Source organism: Altererythrobacter chaiwopuensis (genome assembly GCF_054957735.1).
This window is the reverse complement of the sequence record NZ_JBTXJF010000001.1, coordinates 559076-583256: the sequence shown is the minus strand read 5'-3', so window position 1 is coordinate 583256 and position 24181 is coordinate 559076. Positions and strand designations below refer to the sequence as shown.

Sequence of the window (24181 nt, the reverse complement as noted above, 5' to 3'; positions counted from 1 at the left end):
TGGAAGGGCAAGCAAGCCTGCGCATGTGCTTATTCCTCAACCGGCGAAAGCCCGTGCAGCCGCACCGCCCACTCCGCCCGCAAGGCAATGAGCGGGGTATCGAAGCGAAACGGAAGCACCGGGATTTCGCAGCCCAGAATTTTGCGGTGTTCGAGCGGCTGGGGATAGCGCGGCGCGTTCGGTTCAAGCGACAGGATCAGCGCGAGCGGGGCGCTGGTTGCAGGCAGTTCGGCGATCCCCACCCCGCGAATTTCCAGCTTTCCGGCAATGTTGGGCGGCGGTGCGGCGATGATCTCCCCACCGCTTCTTTCCAGCCGCACACCGTCATCACCGATGAGCCCCGCGCCGCGATCGATCAATGCCAGCGCCAGGCTTGATTTGCCGCTGCCGGGCGGCCCCTCGATCAGCAGCGCGCGGCCATCGATGGCAACCGCGCTGGCCTGGACGATTTGCCCGCTTGTGCTCATGCGGCGGCGGGCAGTTCAAGGCGCAGACAGGCGCCGCTCTTGCCATCGGGACGCGGATGAGCAGTCAAGGTTCCATCATGCGCTTCGGCAATCGCGCGAGCGATCGCAAGGCCAAGCCCTGAGTGATTGCCGAAATCCTCGGCTTCGGGGCGGACCGAATGAAACCGTTCGAATACTTTCTCGCGCGAATCTTCGGCGATTCCCGGCCCGCTATCGCAGACGGTCAGGATCACCCGCTTGCCTGCGCGGCCTAAAGTCACCTCGATGGGCGCGTCAGGCGGCGAAAAGGATACCGCATTGTCGAGCAGGTTTTCGATCACGCGTTCAAGCCGCGGCGGCACGCCTGACACGATTGCCTGGTCGCTGCTGGTGATAATCGTGATGGGGCGATCGGCATTTTCCGCGCGGTCCTCGCGCGATCCAATGATGGCCGTTACCAGTGCGTCCAAATCGATCCGTTCCAGCGTTGCGCGGGACATTTCAGCATCGATCCTGCTGGCATCCGAAATCTCGGTCACCAGGCGGTCAATCCGCCGCACGTCATGGGTTGCGATCTCTGTTAGCTTGCGGCGTAAATCCGGATCCTCGACGCGTGGCAGCGATTCGATCGCACTGCGTAGCGATGCGAGCGGGTTCTTGATTTCGTGGGCGACATCGGCGGCGAAGCTTTCGACCGCATCGATCCTTTGCCGCAGTGCGCCGGTCATGTCCGATACGGCGCGGGCCAGCAGGCCGATTTCGTCGCGCCGTTCGGGCAGGCGCGGCACCTCGACATCGCGGTCACGCCCCTGACGCACCTTGATCGCGGCGTTGGACAGCAGCCTGAGCGGCGCAATGATGGTGCGGGCCAGGAACAGCGAAAGCAGGATCGAAGCGGCCAGCGCCAGCAGCACCGCGATGCCCAGGGTGGTGCGCGCTTCGCGCACTGCCATGGTGATATCGATCGCGTTGCGTGTGGTCAGCAGGGTCGCACCATTCAGGCCGACAGGGGCTGCAGCGTTGATTACCGGAGAGCCATCGGGGGCATCGCGCAACTGGATCTGCGAAAGACGTTGTTCCCGCGCGCGCCGTAACTCGGGCCAGGCATCTGCGGAGGCATCTTCCGGTTCGAAATAGTCCGGGATCGGATCGGCACCAACGATGTTGTCGACGGCGCGGTCAAGCGCGCGGGCAAAATCCTCTGCAAAGCGTTCGTCACCAGGCACATCGAGCGAAAACGAGGGTTCGGCTAGCGCAAAACTGTCAGCCCACAGGCGGCCTTCGGCGTCGAACATGCGCAGCCGCATGCGCTGTTCCTTGCCGATCTGCACCAACAGCGCTTCCTGCCGCGTGCGCGAGGCACCCGCTAGCGCCTCGGCGGTGATCTGCGCCTCGATTCGCGCCAGCTTGTAACGCTCATTGAGCAGCTGCGTGCGATAGGAATCGAGGTAGAAAATTCCGCCGCCGAGCATGGCCAGCGGCAAGATATTGACCACCAGGATACGCGAAGTGAGCGAGATTCGCCCGCTCCAGCCGAGCCGGTCGACCTGCTGGATGACCCGCGAAGATTCGCCGTTTTCAGTCATCGGTGAAGCAGTATCCGGCGCCGTACAGAGTATCGATTGCCCCGAACTCTGGATCAACCTGGCGGAACTTGCGCCGCATTCGCTTGATGTGGCTGTCGACCGTGCGATCATCAACGAACACGTCATCGGGATAGGCCGCATCCATCAACTGGTTACGGCTCTTGATTACGCCGGGGCGCAGCGCCAGCGCCTCAAGGATCAGGAACTCGGTTACCGTCAGTGATACCGGCTCGCCGCCCCAGGTCACCTGATGGCGCGCCGGGTCCATGAACAGGCGGCCTCTTGTGACCGAATGGCTCGCCGGTTCGCGCGTCTCTCCCAGTTCCGCGCTGTTCGCACCCGGTGTGTCGAAACGGCGCAGGATTGCGCGGATCCGGGCCATCAGCAAGCGCAGGCTGAAGGGTTTGGCGATGTAGTCATCCGCGCCCAATTCCAGCCCGACTTCCTCGTCGGTCTCGTCATCCTTGCTGGTCAGGAAAATCACCGGCAGCGCGCTATGCGCGCGGACCCGGCGCAGCAATTCGAACCCGTCCATCCTGGGCATCTTGATGTCGAACACCGCGAGGTCCGGGGGATTTTCGATCAGCGCCTTCAAGGCCGTTTCGCCATCCGAATATACCCGGGTCACGAAGCCCTCGGCCTGCAGCGCGATTGATACTGTGGTAAGAATGTTGCGGTCATCGTCGACCAGCGCGATCACGGTTTCGCCGTGTTTTACCGTCGGCTCGTTTGCCGGTTCGATCATCGCGGGTTCCTTGAATGACATGGTGCCTGACCGATTAGCGCTTTGTGGGCCGCGAAACAACGAGTCGCCGCTGCTGTGCACCATCACAAGCCCAGCTGCATTTTGTGCGTTTGACGGGCTGGGTGCCGTAAACTAAGGGGCGGGGGCGAATCCGTGCATTCGTATGCATTATGTGCTCTCATACGCAGTATGTGCTCTCGCATAGACTATGCGTTCGGCGGGTGCATGGGGCCTGGCCCCAGTCGCTCGCCAAGAAATTCAGGAGAATTGCGTGTCCAATCCGCTTGCCGTTCCCTTGTCCAGCCAGGGCATCGAGACTGTCGCCGAAATCCATTCAAACCTGGGTCCTGCGCAACTTGTCGAACATGCCATTGCCAATCGCGAGGGCGAATTGTCGCGCCATGGCGCGCTGGTGGTCAAGACCGGCGCGCACACTGGCCGCAGCGCGAAAGACAAGTTCATCGTGCGCGATGCCGAAACCGAAAACACGGTGTGGTGGGGTAAGGTCAACGTTGAGATGACGCCTGACCATTTCGCTGCGCTGAAAGCAGATTTTCTTGCGGCGCTGAAGGACAAGTCGCAGCTCTTTGTCGCTGACCTGTTCGGCGGCTCGCAGGCGGAGCACCGGGTCAATGTGCGCGTGATCAACGAACTGGCCTGGCACAATCTTTTCATTCGCACGCTGCTGGTCCGCCCCACGGCTGACGAGCTGCGCGATTTCGTGCCCGAGTACACGATCATCGATCTGCCCAGCTTCCGCGCCGATCCCGCGCGGCATGGCTGCCGCAGCGAGACGGTGATCGCGGTCAACCTCAGCGAAAAGCTGATCCTGATTGGCGGCACCGCCTATGCGGGCGAGATGAAGAAAAGCGTGTTCGGCATTCTCAACTACCTCCTGCCGGCCAAAGGCGTGATGCCGATGCATTGTTCGGCCAATGTCGGGCCTGATGGCAAGACGGCGGTATTCTTCGGCCTGTCAGGCACGGGCAAGACCACGCTTTCCGCCGACGCCAGCCGCACGTTGATCGGCGATGACGAGCATGGCTGGTCTGACACGGCTGTGTTCAATTTCGAAGGCGGCTGTTACGCCAAGATGATCCGCCTGTCGGAAGAGGCCGAGCCCGAAATTTATGCCACCACGCGCCGCTTCGGTACTGTGCTGGAAAATGTGGTGATGGACCCGGACACGCGCGAGCTCGATTTCGATGACGCCTCGCTCGCTGAAAACAGCCGCGGTGCCTATCCGATCGACTTCATCCCCAATGCGTCGGAAGAAAACCTCGGCCCGGTGCCGGCCAATGTCATCATGCTTACTGCCGATGCCTTTGGCGTGCTGCCCCCGATCGCGCGGCTCACGCCCGATCAGGCGATGTATTACTTCCTTTCCGGCTATACCGCCAAGGTGGCCGGTACCGAGATTGGCGTGACCGAGCCTGAGGCGACCTTCAGCACCTGCTTCGGCGCGCCCTTCATGCCGCGCCATCCCAGCGTCTACGGCAATCTGCTCAAGGAGCGGATCGGCCGGGGCAGCGTGCAATGCTGGCTGGTCAACACCGGCTGGACCGGCGGCAAATATGGTGCGGGCAGCCGCATGCCGATCAAGGCCACTCGCGCGCTGCTCAATGCTGCGCTTGATGGCAGCCTGAACGATGCGGAATTCCGGGTGGACCCCAACTTCGGCTTCGAAGTCCCGGTCAGCGTGGATGGTGTCGACAGCCGGATCCTCGATCCGCGCACGACCTGGGCGGACAAGGCAGAATTCGATGCCACCGCGGAGAAGCTGGTGCGCCTGTTCAACGATAATTTCGCGCAATTTGCAGATCACGTCGATCAGGGCGTGCGAGACGCGGCACCACGAGTGGCGGTCGCCGCCTGATTACTGCCAGGGTTTGGAGAGGAGGGCCCCGTTTCCGATTGGGAGCGGGGCCTTATTTGTGTCACGAGTTGCCACTATGACTCATTTCTTTCAGCAAGGAGCCAGCGCAATGAGCCTGTTTGACGGAATCCTGAAGAACATTGCCGGTGCGCCCGACGATGTGCGCAATCTTGCCCATGCAGTGGGGATCGAACCGGCCATGGCTGAAAAGGCAATCGCCGCGCTGGGCCATTCGCACCAGATGCAGGGCGATACGGTGGAACTGGCTTCAGCCCGGACCGGGCTAGACACCAGTGTGCTTTCGCAGATTGTCGAGCACATCGGCGGTGAGGGATCGCTGATGGAATTCAGCAACCTGCTAAAGGAGCACCCGCAGTCCAAGGGGCTTCTTGACATGCTTGATCGTGACGGTGACGGCAATCCGCTGGGCGATATTGCCGGAATGGCCAAGGGTCTGTTCCGCAAGCATTGACCGCGCGGCCCACAGCGGCCGCCGCTGCGTCAGATCAACCCTTTATAACGCCTGACATTCTTCGTCACACTCGGGAGCGGCAGGCACAACAACCTCTTCAAGTCTGAACGGCTGCCCTTCCGGCGCATTTTCCAGCGCTGCGATATAAGCTTGCGCCTGACGGGCGATGCCGCCACCATGTGGATTGTTTGCAACCGATGACAGGCTATTGACCGCATTGGCGATCTTGCCTTCCGAAGCCTGCATGTAGCCCACACTCATCCATAAGCCCTGGTCGAACGGAGCGATCTGCGCCGCGCGCTCAAGGGCATGGCGGGCGATTTCGGGAGGCTCGACGCCCCGATCAACAAAGCTGCGGTAGTAATACCACAATGGCAGAGGATGATCGGGTTCGAGGCGATTGAGTTGGGTGAAAGGCGCTACAGCATCAAGGACGGCATCATTCCTGTCCTCTGCATCGCCAGCAAGCTTGAAAAGCGCATAACCCTTCTGGATATAGGCATTCTTGCTTGCCGGATCGATCGCCAGTGCGCGATCAGCTGCGGCGATCGCCGCAGGATAATTGCCAGCGTCATGTTCGGCTTCGGCCAAGGCAGCAAGGACGGCTGCATTCTGCGGGTATTGGTCAGCAATATCGCGGGCCTCGACCACCAGCGCCTCAGCCTCTTCACGCGTTACCCCGCGCTGCGACTGGATTACGATGGGCATGATAGCAGCTTCACCCGCTGACAGCGTGCTCACCGTTACCGGACTGGGACTGATCAGGTCTGGACCGACGCGGTAAGAGTACATGCTTCGCGACTTGAGATAGCGGTTGATCTCCTTGTCCAGAATCGCGAGGTCGCCAAACGCCTGCCGGGCTGCTTCAAGCGAAGGTATGCCCTGCGCGACCTTGAACCAATAGTCGGAAAGCTGACCCTTCCTCTCTTCGGAGAAGACCAAATAATGATAGAGCGTCCAACTGCGGCCGTAAAAGGAATCGTGCCTTTTTGATTTTCGCTTCTCATAGAGCCCCTGGTCGAGCAATTCCTCGATCGTGACCTTGTCGGAAAATGCCAGTTCGCCCGCGCGATGCACGGCAGGTCGACCGATCGAGACCGTTCCATCCTTCATGAATTGTGCCGAAGCGAAGAACTCTGCTGCGCCTTCGCTCAACCACCGCGGCATTGCGAATCTCGATGTCGAAATCAGATAGTGATGCGCGTACTCGTGGAGGAGGACCGTCGCGGAAAAATCGAGTTCGCCGCCTTTCATCCGGATATCGGGAATGAATGCGCGCGAACCTCCCGCACGCGGCACATAAAAGCCTGCGATGAACTTGTTATTGCCGCCTGCCAGCGCTTTCAGATCGCGGATACTGCCGACTGCAAAGATCGTTACCCTGTTCGAAGGACTTGGTTTTTCAGCCTTTCTTTGAATTACATATGCGATTGCTTCATGATAGCTTTCCAGCATCTCGGCAAAGCGCCTGATGTCCTTCTCACTATCATCTGCGTACACGACGAAATGGTCGCTGGATGCCATATGCCAGTCCGCCCGTGAGGGCGCTGCCCAAACAAATGTTGTGAACAGCACTGCAATCCAAGCGAGCCTGGTCAGCATAATTTGCGCCCCCGTTATTCTAACCAAGTAATGGTATTACTTGCGATACTATACGTATCTTGCTTTGCTTGGCTAGCCCTGCAATCGCTGACAGTCTTTCTTGGCCAGGGCCGCTAAGCTTGGCCCTTTGTCCCCGCGATATAACGCTCGACATTCTTCGCCATCACGCTGAGCGGTGAATTGCCGCCCAGGATCACCGCGTCGTTGAAAGCCTTGAGATCGTAGGCATCGCCCAATTCGCGTTGGGCAATCGCGCGTTGGCGGACGATTTCGGTGTGGCCGATCTTGTAACCGCAAGCCTGGCCCGGCCAACTGCAATAGCGATCGACTTCGCTGGCCACTTCATCGGGTTTCGAACCGTTGCGCTCGACGAAGAACTGGCGTCCCTGTTCACGGGTCCAGCGTTTGTGATGCAGCCCCGTATCGACCACCAGGCGGCATGCGCGAAACGCCAGCGATTGCAGATAGCCCAGCCGTCCGACCTGGAAATCATCATATGCGCCCAGTTCGTCTGCCAGTTGTTCGCCGTAAAGCGCCCAGCCTTCGCTGAATGCGCTGAAGGCGAGGATTGAGCGGATGAGGGGCAGGCGGTTCGAGAATTCGCCTTCCCATACATGGCCCGGGATGGTTTCGTGGAAAGTGAGATCGGCCAGGTCATATTTGCGGTGCAAATCGGTAGTGTGGAGGTTGATCCACATCCGGCCCGGGATGCTGCCGTCCTTGCTGCCTGCACCGCCATAGGCGCCCGGCGCGCCGGGTTCCTCGGCCAGTGGCAAACGGCGCACCTCCAGTTTGGGATCGACCAGCGTATTGAAGGCGCGCGGCATTTGCGCCCTGATCCAGTCGATTCGTTCATGGATGAAATCCATGATCTGCTTGCGGCCCGGATCGCCCGGCGCAAATTTGTAACGCGGGTCCTGGCTAAGCGCCTGCATCCGTTCACCCACAGTGCCGGTGGCATAACCGATATCCCTAAGGATCGGGTCCATCCGCCCGTGCAGCTCTTCCAGCTCGTCAAGCCCCTGTTGGTGGATTTCGTCGGGCGAGAGGTCGGTGGTGGTCGCGGCCTTGATTGCCCAGGCATACCATTCATCGCCCCTGGGTTGGGCCCACATGCCAGCCTCGCTCTTCGCCGCGGCCCGCTGTGCTTTCAACTCTTCAAGCTGGCGCTCGAGCGCCGGAACTATCCCCGTGGCCAGCGCCTTTGCGACCGCTTCCTGCGCAAGGGCAGTATCCAGCTCTTCGGCGCGGCTGAGCGGGCCGGTATAGCCTTCCGCAGCATTGGCAATGCTCTGCTCCATCTGGGCGATCGCCCTGTCGAGCAGGAAATCGGGCGGCACCACGCCCAATGCGCGTGCCTGGGTGATGCGTTCCAGCTCGCCTTCGAGTTGCGCCGGAAAAGCTTCGACGCGCCCGACATAGGCGTCAACATCGCTTGCTTCGCGCAAGGGCTGCGTGGAATCGAGGAAGCGCGGCATGTCGAGATATGCGCCGACATTCTGGATCACCGCATATGGCGCATTGCGCCAGCTTCCCACTGCCACGACGCCATAGGGCTGGGCAAAGCCAGCCAGCGCATTGGCATAAGCGGTTTCGACCACTTCGAAGCTGGTCAGCTGGTCGGGCGTCATGCCCTCGCGCGGGTAGTCCCGGACTGCGGCCAGATCGGCCTCAAGCGCGGCTGCATAATTTGCCAGCCCATCGGGAGAAACATCGCTCAACCGGCTGCGCAGTGCGGCATGTTCACCTGTGTCCACGCCCAGGCCGGTGGCGCGTTCGGGCTCATGCGCAAGCAGATTGTAAGCCACCTTGTCCAGCATGGCATCGGGTGCCAGTTCGGGCGTTGGTGCCATCCGGCAGGCGGGAAGCATGGCGATGAGTGAAGCGCCGCCAAAGCCCTTGAGCGCGTTGCGGCGAGTGAGCGAAAAATCGTGATGAGTCATGCCGCTGGTGTTAATGTCAGCTGAAATCAAGTCAATTGCAGGGTTGTGATGCGGAGCATTGACGATGCAACCGAATGGGCGACCGGCGCCGCAAATGGAGGCAAGACATGAATTTGGTGCTATCGATCGTGATGCTGGCGGCGGGCGCGCTGATCGTGGGCGCATTCATACTCTGGCGGCGCGGCGTGCCGAAGAAGCAGCCGCTGTTGATGCTGCTGCTTGCCGTGATCGCCATTGCCAACGTGCTGATCTGGACGCTGCCCGATGCAAGCGGCGATACGCCGCTGGGCCGGGTGGCTGGCGAAACGGGCGAGTAACGCTGCGCCCCGCCAGCCGTTCGATCAATCGGGCAGGATCCAGCGGATCGAGCTGTTGTAGCTACCCGCAACGGGTTTGCCTGCGGCGTCGGTTGCGGGAGTGAAGCGCGCGCGCGTGGAAATCAGTTTGCAGGTTGCCTCATCAAGCACGCTGTGCCCGCTTGAGCTGGTGATGCGGCAGGCGCTTACCCGCCCGCCGGACGAGATGCTGAGTTCAAACCGCGCGGTGCCGGTCAGCTCGCGGTTGATCCAGCTTGTGCGGTAATCATCGGTTGTCACCCATGTGCCGGGCGCACCCAGCGGCGCAGCGGGCACGGGCTTCATTGCCGACAGGCCGCCCGCTTCCAGATCGACCGGCGGCAGGACTAAGCGGGATAACATGTCGCCTGGCGGCGGAAGGGTGATCGTGCTGTCGAGCCTGACCTCCGTCATCGATACATCGACCGGCGGCCTGGGAGTGACCACCTGCGATGTTGCCCGGGCTGCGGCGGGGGCCTGTTCAGCCGGATCCGGCGGCGGAGGCGGCAGGGTGATGTCAATGCCGATCAGCGGACCATCAGGCTCGGGCCGGGCGATCTCGTTCACGGCCAACCCGGTGATCAGCAAAGCGCCGAGCGCGCCGGGGATGATCAGCGCGCCTGCCAGGCCGGCACCGCGCTGTTTCAGGGGCATGGGATCTGCGAATGCCATATGCGGCTCCTCTCTCCAGTCGGGCCGCCCGGGGCTTTATTGCCTTTGTCCGGTCCGAAATGCGGCACCGAGAAAGGCATGTTACAACATTACATAATCTAGAGCAAGCTGTTGCGTTCACACTTGTGCAGGCTCGACATGGCAACCAGCCATGCAAGTCACTGCATTATCGCAATATCCGGGAGGTGCGCAGGGCCAGCGATGTCGGCCCCCGCGCTAGGGTCAGGACCCATTAAACACATGGCCGTGGCTTGGATGAGAATTGTTCAGGACACGGAGCGAGCGAAGAGGAATAGTGGTACTATTTATCAAGCGAGTGACAAAGGCCCGGGCAATTCTGGCCAAGCCCTGCGGGTGGCCGTTTGCGGGCGAACTGCTGCGTCAGCCACCTCAAAGGGAGAAACACTCCCTTTCTCAGCGCCTACCTTGCATTTCATCCCGCAAACGAGCCACCTTAGTTTACCCTGAGCGGCTTGCCTGCCAGCCAGCCGAAGGGGCTCATGCGGTTAATGAGTCCTGACCCCAGTTCACTTGATCGGGCAATCGGGATTAAGGCGGAAATCGAGATAATTGTCGACCGACGCCATCAGATCTTCCATTTCGTTTTCGAAGAAATGGTTGGCACGCGGGATTTCCTCGTGATGGATGGTGATGTGCTTCTGCGTGCGCAGTTTGTCGACCAGCTTCTGCACGGCGATCGGCTGGACCACCGTATCTGCCGCGCCCTGGATGAAGATGCCCGAAGCGGGGCAGGGGGCCAGGAAGCTGAAATCATACATGTTGGCGGGCGGGGCGACCGAAATAAATCCGCGTACCTCGGGGCGGCGCATCAGCAATTGCATGCCGATCAGCGCGCCAAAGCTGTAGCCGGCGACCCATGTGGTTTGCGCTTCGGGATGGATCGACTGGACCCAATCGAGCGCAGAGGCGGCATCGGACAGCTCGCCAATGCCGTTGTCGAAGCTGCCCTGGCTGCGGCCAACGCCGCGAAAATTGAAGCGCAAGGTGGCAAAGCCCCGATCGGCAAAGGTCCTGTACATGCGCTGCACGATGCGGTCATTCATCGTGCCGCCCCCTTCAGGATGGGGATGCAGGATCATCGCCACGGGCGCGCGCGGGCGCGGGGGCGGAGAGAAACGACCTTCGAGGCGGCCCTCGGGGCCGGGAAAAATGACTGACGGCATCGCGTAACCTGTTGATGGGCGCTGCCGGAACTGGCGCGCCGCGCTTGCAGGCCTATATAATGATCGTTCGAAAATTCGCAATTGCGATAACCATTGCCGAGGCTGCACTATTCCGCCGCGTATCTATCTCGACCATGCCGCCACCAGCCCGCTGCGGCCCGAAGCGAAAGAGGCGCTGGATGAAGGCTGTGCCATCTGGGCCAATCCGTCGAGCCCGCATGCCGAAGGGCGCAGGGCACGCGCTGCGCTGGAGGATGCGCGCGCGCGGATCAAGTCGGCGCTGGGGTGGCAAGGCGAGCTGATCTTCACCAGCGGCGCGAGCGAGGCGCTGGGAATCGCGCTTCACCAGGCTCAGGCCGGCGCGCGGCTGGTCAGCGCGGTGGAGCACGATGCGGTATTGCAGGCGGTGCCCGATGGCGAACGGCTTCCGGTGCGCCCCGACGGCGCGCTCGACCTTGAGAGCCTGCGCGAAGCGGTCCAGCGCGAGCGCCCGCTGGTGGCGGTGCAACAGCTCAACTCGGAAACCGGCAACCGGCAGGATCTGGCGCAAATCGCCGGTATTGTGCGCGGCGCGGGCGGGTTGCTGCTGGCGGACTGCGCACAGGGCGCGGGCAAATTCGCGCTGCCCGAATGCGACATGGCGGTGATCTCGGCGCACAAGTTCGGCGGGCCGATCGGGATCGGCGCGCTGCTGGTGAGGGACTATGCCATGCTTCGGCCCACCGGGGGGCACGAGCGTGGGTACAGGCGCGGGACAGAGAACCTGCCCGGCGCGCTGGGCATGGCGGCGGCGCTGGAGGCGGCGCGCGAGCCCTATATCGCCCCCGCTGTGCTCGAACCGCTCGAAAGCCTTGCCGGTGCGGTGCGCAATTCAGGCGGGGCCTGGCTCTCCGACAGGCTGGCCGACCCTACGCCCTATATCCGTGCCATCGCCATGCCCAATATGTCGGCCAGCGCGCAGGTGATGCGCTTTGACATGGCGGGGATTTCAGTGTCGCAAGGCAGCGCCTGTTCCAGCGGCACGATGAAAACAAGCCATGTGCTCAAGGCTATGGGCATGGATGACGAACTGGCGGCGCGGGTGATCCGCGTCAGCCTGGGTTGGAACACCACGCGCGTAGAAGTGGAATGCTTCTGCGAGGCGTGGCTAGAGCTGGCGAAATCATGATCTACCTCGACTACCAGGCCACTACCCCGCTCGCGCCCGAAGCGCGCGATGCCATGCTGCGCTGGCTTGACGGAGCAGACGGCATGGGCTTCGGCAATCCGCACTCGCCGCACCGGATGGGGCGGCAGGCCAAGGCCGCAGTCGAGCTCGCCCGCGAGCGGGTGGCGGCCCTGCTGCCGCCGGGCGGGCAGGTGATCTTCACCGGCAATGCCTGCGAGGCGCTCAACCTCGCCATGCGCGGCTCGGCGGGCATCCGCAAGCCGGGCATCGCCTTTTCGGCGATCGAGCACGCGGCGGTCTATGAAACAGCCGAAGTGATCGGCAATGCCACCCGGCTTGCGGTCGATGCGAACGGCGTCACCAATCCCGCTGACGCCCTGCCCGAAGATACCGGGCTGGTCGCGGTGATGGCGGTCAATAACGAGATCGGCACGATCCAGCCGGTGCGCGGATGGCTGGAGCGGGCGCGCGCAGCTGGCGCGCTGATGCTGTGCGACGCGGTGCAGGGCGCGGGCAAGCAGGTGCTGCCCGATTGCGACATGATCGCGATCAGCGCGCACAAGATTCACGGGCCCAAGGGGATCGGCGCACTGTGGCTGCGTGACGGGATCGCGCTCGATCCGCAGGTGACGGGCGGGCTGCAGGAGGGGATCCGCTCGGGCACGCTCAGCCCGGCGCTGTGCGCGGGATTTGGCGCGGCGGCGCAGCTGGCTGCGGAGCGAATGGAAGAGGACGCGGCGCATGTCGAGGCATTGTGGCGGCGCGCGCGCGAAATATTGGGCGAATGGACGCTCAACGGCAGCGCCAATGCGCGCTGGCACGGAAATCTCAATGTCCGCAAGGATGGCGTCGACGTTGCGCGGCTGATGAGCGATTGCCGCGATGTGATGTTCAGCGCAGGATCGGCCTGCGCCAGCGGATCGGGCAAGCCCAGCCATGTGCTGAAGGCGATCGGGCTTTCGGAGGCTGAGGCAAAAAGCTCGATCCGGCTCGGCTTCGGGCGCTATACTACGCTGGAAGAGGTCGAGCGCGGGGCCATGGCGCTTGACAAGGCCGCGAAGGAGCAATGGGCGTGAGCATCAAGGTGCGCTTTTCCGACACGCAGGGCAATGTCACCGAGGGCGCAGGCGAGCCGGGCCAGTCGCTGCTCGAACTGGGCCAGGCGCTGGGCCTGCCGCTGGAGGGGACCTGCGAAGGCCAAATGGCCTGTTCCACCTGCCATGTGATCGTCGATGCCGAATGGTTCGATCGTCTGCCCGCAGCGAGCGAGGAAGAGGAAGACATGCTCGATTTCGCCGCCGGGGTGCGCCGCACCAGCCGCCTTTCGTGCCAGATCGACCTGACCGAAAAACTCGATGGGCTATCCGTGACCGTCCCATCCGAAGCGCATGACATGCGGCGGATGTGAGAGCATTGCCGGGGCGTCAGCTGACGCTGCATTTGCGGACGCATAATAACAGAGCACGAAATCCGAAAGGCAGACGAAAAGCCACTTGACCCCGCGCTCTTGATTCGATATTTCGATATTTATCGAATAATAGGATTGTATGATGCACGCCGACCAAGTGATTCGCGCCCTGTCTGCCCTGGCACAGGAACACCGCCTCGCTGCCTTCCGCCTGCTGGTGCAGGCCGGGGAGCAAGGCGTTGCCGCTGGCGTGCTTGCCGAAAAGCTCGATGTTCCGCCTTCCTCTATGAGCTTCCACTTGGCACAGCTCTCCAATGCGGGGCTGGTTACGCAGCGGCGCGAGAGCCGCTCGATCATCTATTCGGCAGACTATGCCGCGATGAACGGCCTGATGGGCTACCTCACTGAAAACTGCTGCGGCGGTGTGTCTTGTTCCGAGGATGCCGCCTGCCTTCCTTCCCAGACAAGAAAGAGCGCCTGATGAAACGTTTCCATGTGCATGTCGGCGTGACCGACATCGAAAAGTCGATCGACTTCTATTCAAGCCTGTTCGGGGCCGAGCCTTCTGTGGTGAAGGGCGACTACGCCAAGTGGATGCTCGACGATCCCCGGATCAACTTCGCGATCTCGATGCGCGAGGATGCGGCGAAAGGAATCGAGCACGTCGGTTTGCAGGTCGACGACAGGGCCGAACTTGAAGAGGTCTATGGCCGTCTCAAGGCTGCCGACAGTCCTGTGCTGGAGGAAGGCGCAACGACCTGCTGCTATGCGCAGTCGGAAAAGAGCTGGATCGCCGATCCCGATGGTGTCGTGTGGGAAGCCTTCCTGACCGAGGGCGAAAGTACGACCTATGGCGGCAGCCCTGATCTGAACCAGTTGGCGTCCGCGAGCGCCGCAAACAGTGCATGCTGTGCACCGCAACTGGCACCCGCCAAGATTTCCTGCTGCTGAGGCTTCCCGTGTCGGATCAACCGCTGAACGTGCTGTTCCTGTGCACGGGAAACTCCGCACGCTCGATTCTGGGCGAAGCCATTCTGGGCCATGACGGCGCTGGACGCTTCAAGGCCTATAGTGCCGGGAGCAATCCGACCGGCACAGTCAATCGATGGGCGATACACACGCTCAACACGCTGGGCTATCCGGCAGAAGGCTATCGCTCCAAGAGCTGGAGCGAATTCGCCGACGGACCGGAATTCGACCTGATATTCACCGTTTGCGACAGCGCGGCGGCTGAAGCGTGCCCGGTCTGGCCCGGTCGCCCGACATCGGCCCATTGGGGCATTCCCGATCCGGCTGCGGTCGAGGGCAGCGATGCCGAGAAGGCAGCGGCCTTTCTCGACGCTTTCCGGATGCTCAAGCGGCGCATCGACCTGATGCTGGCCCTCCCGATTGCCAGTCTTGAACAGATCGCGCTGCGCGAAAAGCTCCAATCAGTCGGTCAAGAGGCGGACAAGCAGTGACCGCTGCCACTGCTGAAATCGACGCCCGCGCGGCGGGGCTGGGCCTGTTCGAGAAATGGCTGTCCGTCTGGGTTGGTGCAGCGATCCTGGCGGGAATCGCGCTGGGTAATCTCGCGCCCGGGATATTCGCATCGCTCGCTGCAATCGAGTATGCTTCGGTCAATCTCGTTGTGGCGGTGCTGATCTGGGCGATGATCTTCCCGATGATGGTCGCGGTCGATTTTGGAGCTGTGCGCCGGGTCGGCGACAAGCCCAAGGGCCTCATCATCACGCTGGTGGTCAACTGGCTTATCAAGCCCTTCACCATGGCGGCGTTCGGCGTGCTGTTCTTCGAGGTCGTTTTTGCCGATCTGATCGCGCCCGCCGATGCGCAGCAATATATCGCAGGGCTGATCCTGCTGGGCGCTGCTCCCTGCACGGCCATGGTGTTCGTCTGGTCACAACTGACCAAGGGCGATCCGGCCTACACGCTGGTTCAAGTGGCAGCCAACGATCTCATCATGATCGTTGCCTTTGTGCCGATTGTCGCTTTGCTGCTTGGCGTCACTGACATCTCCGTCCCGTGGGAGACATTGCTGCTTTCTGTCGGTCTCTATGTCGTAGCGCCGCTGGCTGTGGGGGCTTTTGTGCGCCATCGCTTGCTCGCAGGCCATAATGGTGACGAGGGTGCGGTGTCTGACTTCACTACCCGGCTGAAGCCGCTTTCCATAATCGGATTGCTGATGACGGTGGTGCTGCTTTTCGGATTTCAGGCCGGAACTATCGTTTCGCGGCCCCTGCTCATCGCGCTGATAGCTGTTCCGATTGTTATCCAAAGCTACGGTATTTTCTTTATTGCCTATGGGGCGGCAAAGGCGTGGAAAGTGCCCCATGCTGTTGCGGCTCCTTGCGCGCTCATCGGCACATCAAACTTCTTCGAGCTGGCCGTTGCGGTGGCCATCGGTCTGTTTGGACTGGGTAGCGGTGCTGCACTTGCGACCGTTGTAGGCGTATTGGTCGAGGTTCCGGTCATGCTGTCCCTCGTCGCAATTGCAAACCGAACCAGGGGCGGCTTTTCGGGGCAGATCGTGCTGACCGAGGGATTGGACGGGCAATCAGTATCGGTCCCTGCGGAAGCGCATGACATGCGGCGGATGTGAGAGCGTCCGCCAACAACCCGGTTGCGGACATGCTGTTTTGCCGCGTTAGTCCTGATCATTGATCTCATTCAGAATTGCGTGACCCAACTCCCCGACCGATGTATAATCCATCAGTCGACGGAATCGTTGTCGTCGTAGGTCGCATGGGCTCGGGGGGAGTGTTCGATGACGGCTGCTTATGATTTCGTGATCGTCGGTGCAGGTTCGGCCGGCGCAGCGCTTGCTGCGCGCCTCAGCGAGGACCCCAAGATCACGGTCGCTTTGCTCGAGGCCGGCGGAAAGCCCCCCGAACGCGAGGCGATACCAGCCGCCTGCGCTTCGCTGCAGCTTGATCCGGAATGCGACTGGATGTTTCAGGGAGAGTCCGGGAAGGCGGGGAGAGGCTTGCGCGATCACATGATCCCGGTTCCGCGAGGAAAGATGCTCGGCGGGTCCTCGGGCATGAACTACATGGTCTTTGTGCGCGGGCACCCCGGCGATTTCGATCATTGGGCAGAACTTGGCGCCACAGGCTGGAGCTTTTCTGACATCCAGCATTGTTTCGAACGGTTGGAGGAAGTTCGTCCATCAAATGAAGCTGCCATAGACGCGGAAGGGCGCGGCAAATCTGGCCCGGTCGGCGTGGGTATTCGTTCACCAGTGATACCTTGTGCCCGGCAATTCGTCACAGCAGCGACCAGGACGGGTATGCCTGAAGGCGATTACAACGGCACCGGTCGATTCCAGCTAGGAGGTGTTTCGTCGCTCGTTCAGACCAACACGCGCAACGGTCAGCGATCAAGCACCTATCATGCCTATCTTGAAAACGCTGCAGAGAACCGCCCGAACCTGACAATCATTACGAACGTGCAGGCAAACCGCCTTATCCTGAGGGACGAAGGCGGTGAACTGGTCGCAGGCGGTGTCGAATATCGCGATGCGGACGGAATGATCAGGCAGATATCCGCGAACCGGGAAACGATCCTGTCGGCAGGAGCCGTAGGGTCTCCGCATTTGCTTATGCTGTCAGGCATTGGCCCGCGACGCGAACTGGAGGAGGCTGGCGTCGTGTGCCGACTCGATCAACCGCACGTGGGCAAGCATCTGAAGGATCATTTTCTTGCCGGAATGCTCTTTCCTGCCCCCGGGATCGGGCTTGCTCCTGCCGAAATAGGCGTAGCGATCGGACCCGATGCCCTGCGTGGGCCCGGCGGCCCCTTACCGGCTGATCCGGCGGAAGACGACACACTCAGCGCCGACCTGAAGGAACTGAAGGCCGAGGCTGAACGGCAGCTTGCGGAATTGAAGGCAACCGGCAGCAGCCTGGCCGCGTCGAGCACTTATGACGGGTTGTGCTTCTTTTCGACCGGCCTGGGGGACGATTTCACCCATGATGGCCAGATCGGCTTTCTGACTTCCGGGAACATCGCCGATTTCTATCGCAACCAGATCAACGCGGATGTCACGATGATGTTCGAAGATCCCGAGGCGGTGCTTTCTCCGGAATCAGAGAATGTGATCATTCTGCCCAGCAACTGCGTGCCGCACAGTGAAGGGGAAATCATTCTCCAGTCGGGCGATCCGTCCGTGCCGCCGAAGATCGACTTCAATTACTTCGCCGATCCGCATGACCTGAAAGTGATGGTCGCACTGATGCGGAAATCGCTTGAGATCGCCAAAAACTGGCCGGAAGGCGGCCTTGGCGAATGGATGATTCCCCCGGAAATCGCCAGAAAGCATGGCCATGTGCCGGGCGAAGAGCCAAGCGATGCCTTGCTTGAAAGCTTCGCGCTATACTTCGGCAACACGATCTATCACCTTTCCTGCACTTGCCGGATGGGCGATGTGGTCGACGAACGACTTCGTGTGAAGGGTGTGCGGAACCTGCGCATCGCCGATGCCAGCATCATGCCGGAAATACCCAGCGGCAACATCAACGCGCCGTGTATCATGATTGGCGAGCGCGCCTCTGACTTGATCAGGGAAGACCACTATATGCCGGCCTAAATACCGCAGAAGGCCTGAAGGGAGTATCGGGTGGGTCCACTCCCCACCCAGATCCCGACATTCCGCCCATTCCTGTGGAAACGCCTCTCCCCTCAGCCCCCGCGCATTGCTAAGCGCGTGAGCGATGGCTGACATTACCGAAATCCCCGATTCCGATCCGTTTGACGCGATTGTCGATGCCCCGTTCGATTCTGCGCTGGAGCAGCGCTATCTCGTCTATGCGCTTTCCACCATTACCGCGCGCTCGCTGCCCGATCTGCGCGATGGGCTGAAACCGGTCCACCGCCGGTTGCTATGGGCGATGCGGCAGTTGAAGCTTGATCCCAACAGTGCCTTCAAGAAATCGGCCCGCGTGGTGGGTGACGTGATCGGCAAATACCACCCGCACGGCGATGCCAGCGTTTATGACGCAATGGTGCGGCTGGCGCAGGATTTTGCGCTGCGTTATCCGCTGGTCGAGGGGCAGGGCAATTTCGGCAATATCGACGGCGATAATGCCGCCGCCTATCGCTACACAGAGGCGCGGCTGACCAGGACGGCGCTGCTGCTGATGCAAGGCCTTGATGAAGGCACGGTCGACTTCATCCCGACCTATAATGGCGAAGAGCAGGAGCCGGAGATTTTCCCCGGCCTGTTCCCCAATCTGCTGGCAAACGGTGCCAGCGGGATCGCGGTAGGCATGGCGACCAATATCCCCAGCCACAATGTCGCCGAAATCATCGATGCCACGCTCGAGCTGATCGACAATCCGCATGTCGAGCATGCGCGGCTGATGGAGCTGTTCCATGGGCCGGATTTCGCCACCGGCGGGCAGGTGATCGACAGCAGGCAGGCGATCGCCGATGCCTATGAAACCGGGCGCGGATCGTTCCGTGTGCGCGGCGTGTTCCACGCGGCGGAGGCGGACAAGAAGGAAGATCGCGAGGCGGGGATCGAGCGGCTGGGCGGCGGGCAATGGCAGCTGGTCATTTCCGAAATCCCCTATCAGGTGCCGAAGGGCAAGCTGATCGAGCAGATCGCGCAGGCGATTGCCGACAAGAAGCTGCCGATCCTTGAGGATGTGCGCGACGAATCCGACACGCAGATCCGCATCGTGCTGGTACCGCGCAGCCGCAATGTCGATCCCGAGCTGCTGAAGGAATCGGTCTTCAAGCTGACCGACCTCGAGACACGCTTTGGGCTCAATCTCAACGTGCTTGATGCTCAACCGGGCCTGGGCCGCACGCCGATGGTGATGGGGCTGAAGGAATTGCTCGAACACTGGGTGCGCAGCCAGATCGACATTCTCCAGCGCCGCAGCCAGCACCGGCTTGACCAGATCGCGCGGCGGCTGGAGCTGGTCGAAGGCTATATCATCGCTTTCCTCAACCTTGACCGGGTGATCGAGATCATCCGTTACGAGGATGATCCCAAGGCCGAGCTGATGAAGGAATTCGGCCTCACCGATCGCCAGGCCGAAGCGATCCTCAACATGCGCCTCAGGAGCCTGCGCAAGCTCGAGGAAATGCAGCTGCGGCAGGAGAAGGACGATCTGCTGGCGGAAAAGGACGAGCTCGACAAGCTGCTCGAAAGCCCTGCGCGCCAGCGCACCCGGCTCAAGCGTGATCTCAATGCGCTGCGCAAGGAATATGGCGAGGATACCGTGCTGGGCAAGCGCCGCACGCGGATCGAAGAGGCCGAACCCGCAGTCGAATTCAGCATGGACGCGATGATCGAAAAGGAACCGGTAACGGTGATCCTGTCGCAAAAGGGCTGGATCCGCGCCGCCAAGGGGCATGTCCCGCTGGATCAGGAATTCAAGTACAAGGAAGGCGACGATCTGGCCTTCATCGCCCATGCGCAAACCACCGACAAGATCCTGATTGCGGCGGAGAACGGCCGCTTCTATACGCTGGGGGCCGACAAGCTGCCCGGCGCGCGCGGTTTTGGCGAGCCGGTGCAGTCGATGGTCGATCTTGAGGCTGATACCGGCATCGCAGGCATGCTGGTTCACCGCCCCAAGGGGCGCCTGCTGCTGGCATCAACCATTGGCAAGGGCTTCGTTGCGGAAGAGGCGGAACTGCTCGCGGAAACGCGCAAGGGCCGCCAGGTCGTCAACCTCAAGGGCGATGCACGGCTCAACGTCGTGCGCACGATCGAAGATGCGCATGACCATGTTGCCTGTGTCGGCGACAACCGCAAGCTGGTGGTGTTCAACCTTGAGGAAGTGCCGCTGCTCGCGCGCGGGCAAGGCGTCACGCTGCAGCGTTATCGCGACGGCGGGCTATCGGATGCAACCACATTTGTGCTGGCCGAAGGGCTCAGCTGGCAGATGGGCGGCAAGGGTGACCGCACCCGCACCGAAAGCGAGATTTGGCAGTGGAAGGTGGCGCGCGGGGCCGCCGGGCGCATGCCGCCGCAGGGCTTTCCCAAAGACAACCGCTTTGGTTGATCGGGCAAAAAAGGGCCGGCAGGATCACCTCCGGCCGGCCCTTTGATTGGGTAGCGTGTGGTGGCTTCAGCCGCCCGCCGCTTCGAGTGCAGCCATGATGTCCGCATAATTGGCGAGCGCGAACAGTCCACCTTCTGGGTTCGCCGCGAGAAGTTTGACCGGCAGCGTAACGAGCGTTTCGTCTTCGCCCTTGATGATCACGTTTTCGCCGGCGATCTTGTCAACCATGCCGAGCGATTGCGCATCGACGGTGATAACGGGGGCGCCCACAACCAGTGCGGCCTGGAGCGCGGCAGCCGCTTCTGCTTCGGCCTTGGCCTTCGCTTCAGCGGCGGCCAGCTTGGCCTGCGCATCGGCAGCCTTGAGTTGTTCATAAACGGCGTCGTGTGTGGTGTTGAGCGTTGGGCCGTTCTCACCCTCACCAAAAACGCTCAGCGGCAGAGGGGCTTTGAATTCGCCAACTGCGAGCACGGCATTGGTGCCATCATTGCTTTCGATGGTGCCGATGGGCTTCCCGTCATTGCCATAGACGGTTGCACCCACATCCTGTGCGTGCGCTGCAATCGGGGTCGCCACGAGGGCGGTGGCCAGGATGGCGAGCTTGGCAAATTTCATAAATTCTCTCCGTTCAAATCGATTCTTGCAGTGCCGCGTACCGGAATCACGCGCAGCGCCGACGACCATGTTCAATTATAGTGGAAGACTGGCAAAGGCCGGTTTCCCAAGGTTGCAACCACACAAGGGGCTGCGATGGGTCAGCCCTATAGCCAGATAAAAGGCGCCAGTGCAACCGCGCCTTGCTACATTAAGTGCGCCTGCCTGAAGCTGCGATTAAGGCAGGCCGGGTTCTGTGCCCAACTCCTGATCGAGCAATTTCAGCACTCTTTCGCGCGGGGGAAAGCCTTCCTCGATCCAGTATCGTTCCACTTTACGAAGGATCGCGGCAACGCGCGGGCCGGCAGCAATCCCGCGGGCCACAATCTCACCGCCCTTTAATGGAAATTGCGGGACTTTCCAATCCCTTAGGCCCCTTGCATCGCCGCCCTGCAACAGCACACGATCGGCCGCAATGGCCGGGCTTTCGCGATAGGCAAGGGCCTGCTGATCAGTGAGGTCCGAAGCCTTGCGCGCGGCCACCGCTGCCAGATGCCCGCGCTGCGCGCGCGACAGCCGCAAACGCGCCGATACAGCCTCGGCAATTTCGGTGAGTGGAGGCAAAAGAGCGGCCATCCGACGCAGTGGATCGGGCGCGAATCCCTGTTCCTGCTCGGCCGCGATCACTTTTTGGAGGATGTCGAGATGCTGTGGGGATGCTTCCGGCAGAACCACCTGCAACACGCCCAATTGCCGCATCCGCGCAATCGTGGGGTGTGGATCGGGCAGGGCGAGCAGCGCGGTAAGCTCTGCTGCAATCCTTTCGCGGCTGAGGCCCTTTAGCGTCGAAGCGAGCTGGGCGCAGGCCTGTTCAGCCGATTCATCCAGTTCCGCCCCGAAGCGCGCCTGAAAACGGAAATAGCGCAGGATGCGCAGATGGTCTTCCTGGATCCTGTCGCGCGCATCGCCGATGAAGCGCACCCGCCGCCGGGCAAGATCGTCCATTCCGCCGAAATAGTCCGAAATCTCCAGCGTTTCAGGATGGGCATAGAGCGCGTTGATGGTGAAATCGCGCCGTGCGGCATCCTCTTCCCACCTTTCGGCGAAGGCAATAGTCGCCCGGCGGCCATCGGTTGAAACGTCGCGGCGCAGCGTAGTGATCTCTACCGGTCCGCCTTTCAGGATCGCGGTGACGGTGCCATGCTCGATCCCCGTTGGTACCGTGCGGATACCGGCTTCTTTGCATCGCCGCACAACTTCGTCTGGCAGCAACAGTGTGGCGCAATCAACATCGTTCACTTCCACGCCCAGCAGGCTGTCGCGAATCGCGCCGCCCACCCAGCGGATGTTGTCAGCGCCCAGCGCCGCGACAAGCCCTGTCAGGCTTTCGCGCCGGGTCCATGCTGCATCGGCAAGCTCAGCGAACATCGGCGAATTCCTCCGGCGCAATCCGGCGCGCGAGATTGGCGATGATCGCTGCGGTCACGCCCCAGATACGAAACCCCTGGTAATCAAGCTCGAGATAACGCCGCATGTGCCCGCGCCAGAAAACTTCATGCGTGGTCCAGTGCTTGCGTTCGAGCAGCAGCTTGAGCGGGGCCTCGAACCAGGCCTCGACCTCGGCCGGGTTGGGCACAAGATCAAGATCGGGCGGTACCACGCCCAATACCGGCGTGACATCGAAGCCGGTGCCAGTTTTGTACCGATCGGTGGTGCCGATTACGCGCACGGCCTTGCGGTCCATAGCGAGCTCTTCCTCGGCTTCGCGCAGCGCAGCGCCCACGGCATCCTCGCCCGGATCGATCTTGCCGCCGGGAAAGGCGACTTGTCCCGGATGGTCGCGCATATTGTGTGGGCGCTGGGTCAGGATCACTCCGGGTTCAGGCTTGTCGGTGACCGCGATCAGCACTGCCGCATCGGCAGCACGGCCCGCCAGCGCGAAGCGCTCGTCGCTGAGCAGATCGGGGATTTCGCGGCGATGGCCGCGTTCATAGAGGTGCGAGAGCTGGTCGAACAGGGCGCTCATCGACAGGCCGACCTCATTGCGGCAGCAGCGAGAAACGAGCGCCCAGGCTGGCAACGCTCCAGTCATCGCCTTCCTCGAGCGCGATCTCTGCCAGCTGCTGGTAGGTGCTGCGGTTGAGCCGCGCTTCACAGCCGCGCCGCACCTTAAGATAGAGTGCCGGGGTTTCAGGATTGCCGCGCGCGACCAATGCGTTCTGAGGGCCTGCGATCACCAGTTCGTCAGTATTGAGCCGGAAGGCGAGCCCTTCGCCGCGCCGCGCCACGTCTACTGCGATAAAGGGCGCGTCCTCGACCTCGATCGCGGCTTTCTCGAACGGAGTGACCAGCCAGTACTGCCCCGCTTCGTCGCGCATGAGTAGCCCGGCAAAGGCGCGCACCATGGCTTCGCGGCGGATCGGATCACCCTGATGATACCATGTGCCGTCAGCCGCGATCCGCATGTGGCTTTGCGTGGCCTGCTGCGGATCCCAGCTCTCCACCGGCGGCAGTTTGCGCAGGGCGACCTGCTCGGCCACTTCGGCAAGCGAGAGTTCGGCAAGATTGGGCGGGGGCTGGTACGGCATAACTGGCGGGCTGAATGCCAGAAGCTAGGCGGCTAGCCAAGGCCCCAGCATGCCTTCAGGAGGAAGGATCGCAGGATTGCTGCAGCGCGCCAGCAGGCGGCTAGCGTCCCACGGCCCAGGGCAGCGCCATCCGCCGGTGTACCGGGCCGAGAAGTCCCACTGGCCATAATAGGGTTCATCGCCGATCAGGACCTGCGGCAGGCTACCCTCGGGGGCCAGCAAGCCGAGCGTCGCAGCCATCAGCGCCTTGCCATAACCTTCGCCCTGGTGTTCGGGCAGCACCGCCACCGGGCCGACCATCAACATTGGGTGGGGCCGTCCTTCCCGATCAGTCAGCGCCACCGGCCAGGCCTGGATCGTGCCGACCAGCATCTCGTCATCATCAAGCGCGGCAAAGCTAAGCGCTTCGAGCCATTGGGTGCCTTCACGGATGCGATATGCGGTGCGCGCATGCCGGTCAGGACCAAAGGCACGGTCGAGCACCTGCTCGATCATGTCGGCGTCAACATTGGCCAAAGGGATCAGACTTGCCATCGCGCGGCGCGC

General features: G+C 61.8%; 24 protein-coding genes. 12 read left to right on the top strand and 12 right to left on the bottom strand.

Annotated features, from left to right (window positions below; genetic code table 11):
- Positions 1 to 29: 29 nt before the first annotated feature.
- The 3 genes from ACX3VQ_RS02930 to ACX3VQ_RS02920 are packed head-to-tail and all read right to left on the bottom strand — an operon-like array spanning position 30 to position 2777.
- The gene (locus tag ACX3VQ_RS02930; protein WP_462579451.1) at positions 30 to 467 is read right to left on the bottom strand and encodes an HPr kinase/phosphorylase; all 438 of its coding nucleotides are present in this window, start codon (positions 465 to 467) and stop codon (positions 30 to 32) included.
- A complete protein-coding gene (locus tag ACX3VQ_RS02925; protein ID WP_462579449.1) occupies positions 464 to 2032 on the bottom strand; it encodes a sensor histidine kinase in 1569 nt (522 codons plus the stop codon). Before ACX3VQ_RS02925 ends, ACX3VQ_RS02930 begins: the two co-directional genes overlap by 4 nt.
- The gene (locus tag ACX3VQ_RS02920; RefSeq protein ID WP_462579447.1) at positions 2025 to 2777 is read right to left on the bottom strand and encodes a response regulator transcription factor; all 753 of its coding nucleotides are present in this window, start codon (positions 2775 to 2777) and stop codon (positions 2025 to 2027) included. Before ACX3VQ_RS02920 ends, ACX3VQ_RS02925 begins: the two co-directional genes overlap by 8 nt.
- Positions 2778 to 3048: 271 nt before the next feature.
- Between ACX3VQ_RS02920 and ACX3VQ_RS02915 the strand changes: the two genes are divergently transcribed.
- On the top strand, positions 3049 to 4653 hold the full coding sequence (locus ACX3VQ_RS02915; RefSeq protein ID WP_462579445.1) for a phosphoenolpyruvate carboxykinase: 1605 nt from the start codon (positions 3049 to 3051) through the stop codon (positions 4651 to 4653).
- 109 nt (positions 4654 to 4762) lie between these two features.
- Positions 4763 to 5125, top strand: a complete 363-nt coding sequence (locus ACX3VQ_RS02910; protein ID WP_462579444.1) for a hypothetical protein — start codon at positions 4763 to 4765, stop codon at positions 5123 to 5125.
- Between the two features lie 42 nt (positions 5126 to 5167).
- On the opposite strand, the gene ACX3VQ_RS02905 is transcribed toward ACX3VQ_RS02910, so the two are convergent.
- Both ACX3VQ_RS02905 and ACX3VQ_RS02900 read right to left on the bottom strand, forming a co-directional pair.
- On the bottom strand, positions 5168 to 6649 hold the full coding sequence (locus ACX3VQ_RS02905) for a DUF1570 domain-containing protein (RefSeq protein WP_462579442.1): 1482 nt from the start codon (positions 6647 to 6649) through the stop codon (positions 5168 to 5170).
- A gap of 191 nt (positions 6650 to 6840) precedes the next feature.
- Entirely contained in the window at positions 6841 to 8670 is a 1830-nt protein-coding gene (locus ACX3VQ_RS02900) for a DUF885 domain-containing protein (RefSeq protein WP_462579441.1), read from the bottom strand.
- Between the two features lie 107 nt (positions 8671 to 8777).
- Between ACX3VQ_RS02900 and ACX3VQ_RS02895 the strand changes: the two genes are divergently transcribed.
- Positions 8778 to 8987, top strand: coding sequence for a hypothetical protein (locus ACX3VQ_RS02895; RefSeq protein ID WP_462571641.1), 210 nt, complete (start codon positions 8778 to 8780; stop codon positions 8985 to 8987).
- 24 nt (positions 8988 to 9011) lie between these two features.
- Here ACX3VQ_RS02895 and ACX3VQ_RS02890 read toward each other — a convergent pair whose 3' ends face one another.
- Both ACX3VQ_RS02890 and ACX3VQ_RS02885 read right to left on the bottom strand, forming a co-directional pair.
- On the bottom strand, positions 9012 to 9677 hold the full coding sequence (locus tag ACX3VQ_RS02890; protein WP_462579439.1) for an energy transducer TonB: 666 nt from the start codon (positions 9675 to 9677) through the stop codon (positions 9012 to 9014).
- Positions 9678 to 10204: 527 nt separating this feature from the next.
- Positions 10205 to 10861, bottom strand: a complete 657-nt coding sequence (locus ACX3VQ_RS02885; RefSeq protein ID WP_462571644.1) for an alpha/beta hydrolase — start codon at positions 10859 to 10861, stop codon at positions 10205 to 10207.
- A gap of 73 nt (positions 10862 to 10934) precedes the next feature.
- Here ACX3VQ_RS02885 and ACX3VQ_RS02880 point away from each other — a divergent pair, with 73 nt between their 5' ends.
- The 9 genes from ACX3VQ_RS02880 (at position 10935) to parC (ending at position 20453) form a co-directional block, all read left to right on the top strand.
- Positions 10935 to 12029, top strand: a complete 1095-nt coding sequence (locus ACX3VQ_RS02880; RefSeq protein WP_462580670.1) for a cysteine desulfurase family protein — start codon at positions 10935 to 10937, stop codon at positions 12027 to 12029.
- Positions 12026 to 13105, top strand: a complete 1080-nt coding sequence (locus tag ACX3VQ_RS02875) for a cysteine desulfurase family protein (protein ID WP_462579437.1) — start codon at positions 12026 to 12028, stop codon at positions 13103 to 13105. The genes ACX3VQ_RS02880 and ACX3VQ_RS02875 overlap by 4 nt, the downstream gene beginning before the upstream one ends.
- Positions 13102 to 13437 (top strand): 2Fe-2S iron-sulfur cluster-binding protein, encoded by a 336-nt coding sequence (locus ACX3VQ_RS02870; protein WP_462579436.1) that lies wholly within the window; start codon positions 13102 to 13104, stop codon positions 13435 to 13437. Before ACX3VQ_RS02875 ends, ACX3VQ_RS02870 begins: the two co-directional genes overlap by 4 nt.
- 142 nt (positions 13438 to 13579) lie before the next feature.
- Entirely contained in the window at positions 13580 to 13918 is a 339-nt protein-coding gene (locus tag ACX3VQ_RS02865; RefSeq protein WP_462571647.1) for an ArsR/SmtB family transcription factor, read from the top strand.
- A complete protein-coding gene (locus tag ACX3VQ_RS02860; protein WP_462579435.1) occupies positions 13918 to 14388 on the top strand; it encodes an ArsI/CadI family heavy metal resistance metalloenzyme in 471 nt (156 codons plus the stop codon). The genes ACX3VQ_RS02865 and ACX3VQ_RS02860 overlap by 1 nt, the downstream gene beginning before the upstream one ends.
- A gap of 8 nt (positions 14389 to 14396) precedes the next feature.
- Entirely contained in the window at positions 14397 to 14897 is a 501-nt protein-coding gene (locus ACX3VQ_RS02855; RefSeq protein WP_462579434.1) for an arsenate reductase ArsC, read from the top strand.
- Entirely contained in the window at positions 14894 to 16036 is a 1143-nt protein-coding gene (arsB, locus tag ACX3VQ_RS02850; protein WP_462579433.1) for an ACR3 family arsenite efflux transporter, read from the top strand. The genes ACX3VQ_RS02855 and arsB overlap by 4 nt, the downstream gene beginning before the upstream one ends.
- A gap of 165 nt (positions 16037 to 16201) precedes the next feature.
- Complete coding sequence (locus ACX3VQ_RS02845) at positions 16202 to 18022, top strand: GMC family oxidoreductase (protein ID WP_462579432.1); 1821 nt, start codon at positions 16202 to 16204, stop codon at positions 18020 to 18022.
- Positions 18023 to 18146: 124 nt separating this feature from the next.
- Positions 18147 to 20453, top strand: a complete 2307-nt coding sequence (parC, locus tag ACX3VQ_RS02840) for a DNA topoisomerase IV subunit A (protein WP_462579431.1) — start codon at positions 18147 to 18149, stop codon at positions 20451 to 20453.
- A 66-nt stretch (positions 20454 to 20519) separates the two neighbouring features.
- Here the strand turns inward: parC and ACX3VQ_RS02835 are convergent, their stop codons facing one another.
- The 5 genes from ACX3VQ_RS02835 to ACX3VQ_RS02815 all read right to left on the bottom strand — a co-directional run bounded on the left by ACX3VQ_RS02835 (position 20520) and on the right by ACX3VQ_RS02815 (position 24169).
- Complete coding sequence (locus ACX3VQ_RS02835) at positions 20520 to 21068, bottom strand: hypothetical protein (RefSeq protein WP_462579430.1); 549 nt, start codon at positions 21066 to 21068, stop codon at positions 20520 to 20522.
- A gap of 216 nt (positions 21069 to 21284) precedes the next feature.
- Positions 21285 to 22475, bottom strand: a complete 1191-nt coding sequence (locus ACX3VQ_RS02830) for a CCA tRNA nucleotidyltransferase (RefSeq protein ID WP_462579429.1) — start codon at positions 22473 to 22475, stop codon at positions 21285 to 21287.
- On the bottom strand, positions 22465 to 23073 hold the full coding sequence (locus ACX3VQ_RS02825) for an NUDIX hydrolase (RefSeq protein ID WP_462579428.1): 609 nt from the start codon (positions 23071 to 23073) through the stop codon (positions 22465 to 22467). Before ACX3VQ_RS02825 ends, ACX3VQ_RS02830 begins: the two co-directional genes overlap by 11 nt.
- Before the next feature lie 13 nt (positions 23074 to 23086).
- Positions 23087 to 23635, bottom strand: coding sequence for a DUF1285 domain-containing protein (locus ACX3VQ_RS02820; protein WP_462579426.1), 549 nt, complete (start codon positions 23633 to 23635; stop codon positions 23087 to 23089).
- 24 nt (positions 23636 to 23659) lie between these two features.
- The gene (locus ACX3VQ_RS02815) at positions 23660 to 24169 is read right to left on the bottom strand and encodes a GNAT family N-acetyltransferase (protein WP_462579424.1); all 510 of its coding nucleotides are present in this window, start codon (positions 24167 to 24169) and stop codon (positions 23660 to 23662) included.
- Positions 24170 to 24181 lie beyond the last annotated feature (12 nt).

What these genes read in the sequence shown, in the direction of transcription:
- ACX3VQ_RS02930 (WP_462579451.1), bottom strand. Translation starts at nt 467, where the DNA reads ATGAGCACAAGCGGGCAAATCGTCCAGGCCAGCGCGGTTGCCATCGAT.
- ACX3VQ_RS02925 (WP_462579449.1), bottom strand. Translation starts at nt 2,032, where the DNA reads ATGACTGAAAACGGCGAATCTTCGCGGGTCATCCAGCAGGTCGACCGG.
- ACX3VQ_RS02920 (WP_462579447.1), bottom strand. Translation starts at nt 2,777, where the DNA reads ATGATCGAACCGGCAAACGAGCCGACGGTAAAACACGGCGAAACCGTG.
- ACX3VQ_RS02910 (WP_462579444.1), top strand. Translation starts at nt 4,763, where the DNA reads ATGAGCCTGTTTGACGGAATCCTGAAGAACATTGCCGGTGCGCCCGAC.
- ACX3VQ_RS02905 (WP_462579442.1), bottom strand. Translation starts at nt 6,649, where the DNA reads ATGGCATCCAGCGACCATTTCGTCGTGTACGCAGATGATAGTGAGAAG.
- ACX3VQ_RS02900 (WP_462579441.1), bottom strand. Translation starts at nt 8,670, where the DNA reads ATGACTCATCACGATTTTTCGCTCACTCGCCGCAACGCGCTCAAGGGC.
- ACX3VQ_RS02895 (WP_462571641.1), top strand. Translation starts at nt 8,778, where the DNA reads ATGAATTTGGTGCTATCGATCGTGATGCTGGCGGCGGGCGCGCTGATC.
- ACX3VQ_RS02890 (WP_462579439.1), bottom strand. Translation starts at nt 9,677, where the DNA reads ATGGCATTCGCAGATCCCATGCCCCTGAAACAGCGCGGTGCCGGCCTG.
- ACX3VQ_RS02885 (WP_462571644.1), bottom strand. Translation starts at nt 10,861, where the DNA reads ATGCCGTCAGTCATTTTTCCCGGCCCCGAGGGCCGCCTCGAAGGTCGT.
- ACX3VQ_RS02875 (WP_462579437.1), top strand. Translation starts at nt 12,026, where the DNA reads ATGATCTACCTCGACTACCAGGCCACTACCCCGCTCGCGCCCGAAGCG.
- ACX3VQ_RS02865 (WP_462571647.1), top strand. Translation starts at nt 13,580, where the DNA reads ATGCACGCCGACCAAGTGATTCGCGCCCTGTCTGCCCTGGCACAGGAA.
- ACX3VQ_RS02860 (WP_462579435.1), top strand. Translation starts at nt 13,918, where the DNA reads ATGAAACGTTTCCATGTGCATGTCGGCGTGACCGACATCGAAAAGTCG.
- ACX3VQ_RS02845 (WP_462579432.1), top strand. Translation starts at nt 16,202, where the DNA reads ATGACGGCTGCTTATGATTTCGTGATCGTCGGTGCAGGTTCGGCCGGC.
- parC (WP_462579431.1), top strand. Translation starts at nt 18,147, where the DNA reads ATGGCTGACATTACCGAAATCCCCGATTCCGATCCGTTTGACGCGATT.
- ACX3VQ_RS02835 (WP_462579430.1), bottom strand. Translation starts at nt 21,068, where the DNA reads ATGAAATTTGCCAAGCTCGCCATCCTGGCCACCGCCCTCGTGGCGACC.
- ACX3VQ_RS02830 (WP_462579429.1), bottom strand. Translation starts at nt 22,475, where the DNA reads ATGTTCGCTGAGCTTGCCGATGCAGCATGGACCCGGCGCGAAAGCCTG.
- ACX3VQ_RS02825 (WP_462579428.1), bottom strand. Translation starts at nt 23,073, where the DNA reads ATGAGCGCCCTGTTCGACCAGCTCTCGCACCTCTATGAACGCGGCCAT.
- ACX3VQ_RS02820 (WP_462579426.1), bottom strand. Translation starts at nt 23,635, where the DNA reads ATGCCGTACCAGCCCCCGCCCAATCTTGCCGAACTCTCGCTTGCCGAA.
- ACX3VQ_RS02815 (WP_462579424.1), bottom strand. Translation starts at nt 24,169, where the DNA reads ATGGCAAGTCTGATCCCTTTGGCCAATGTTGACGCCGACATGATCGAG.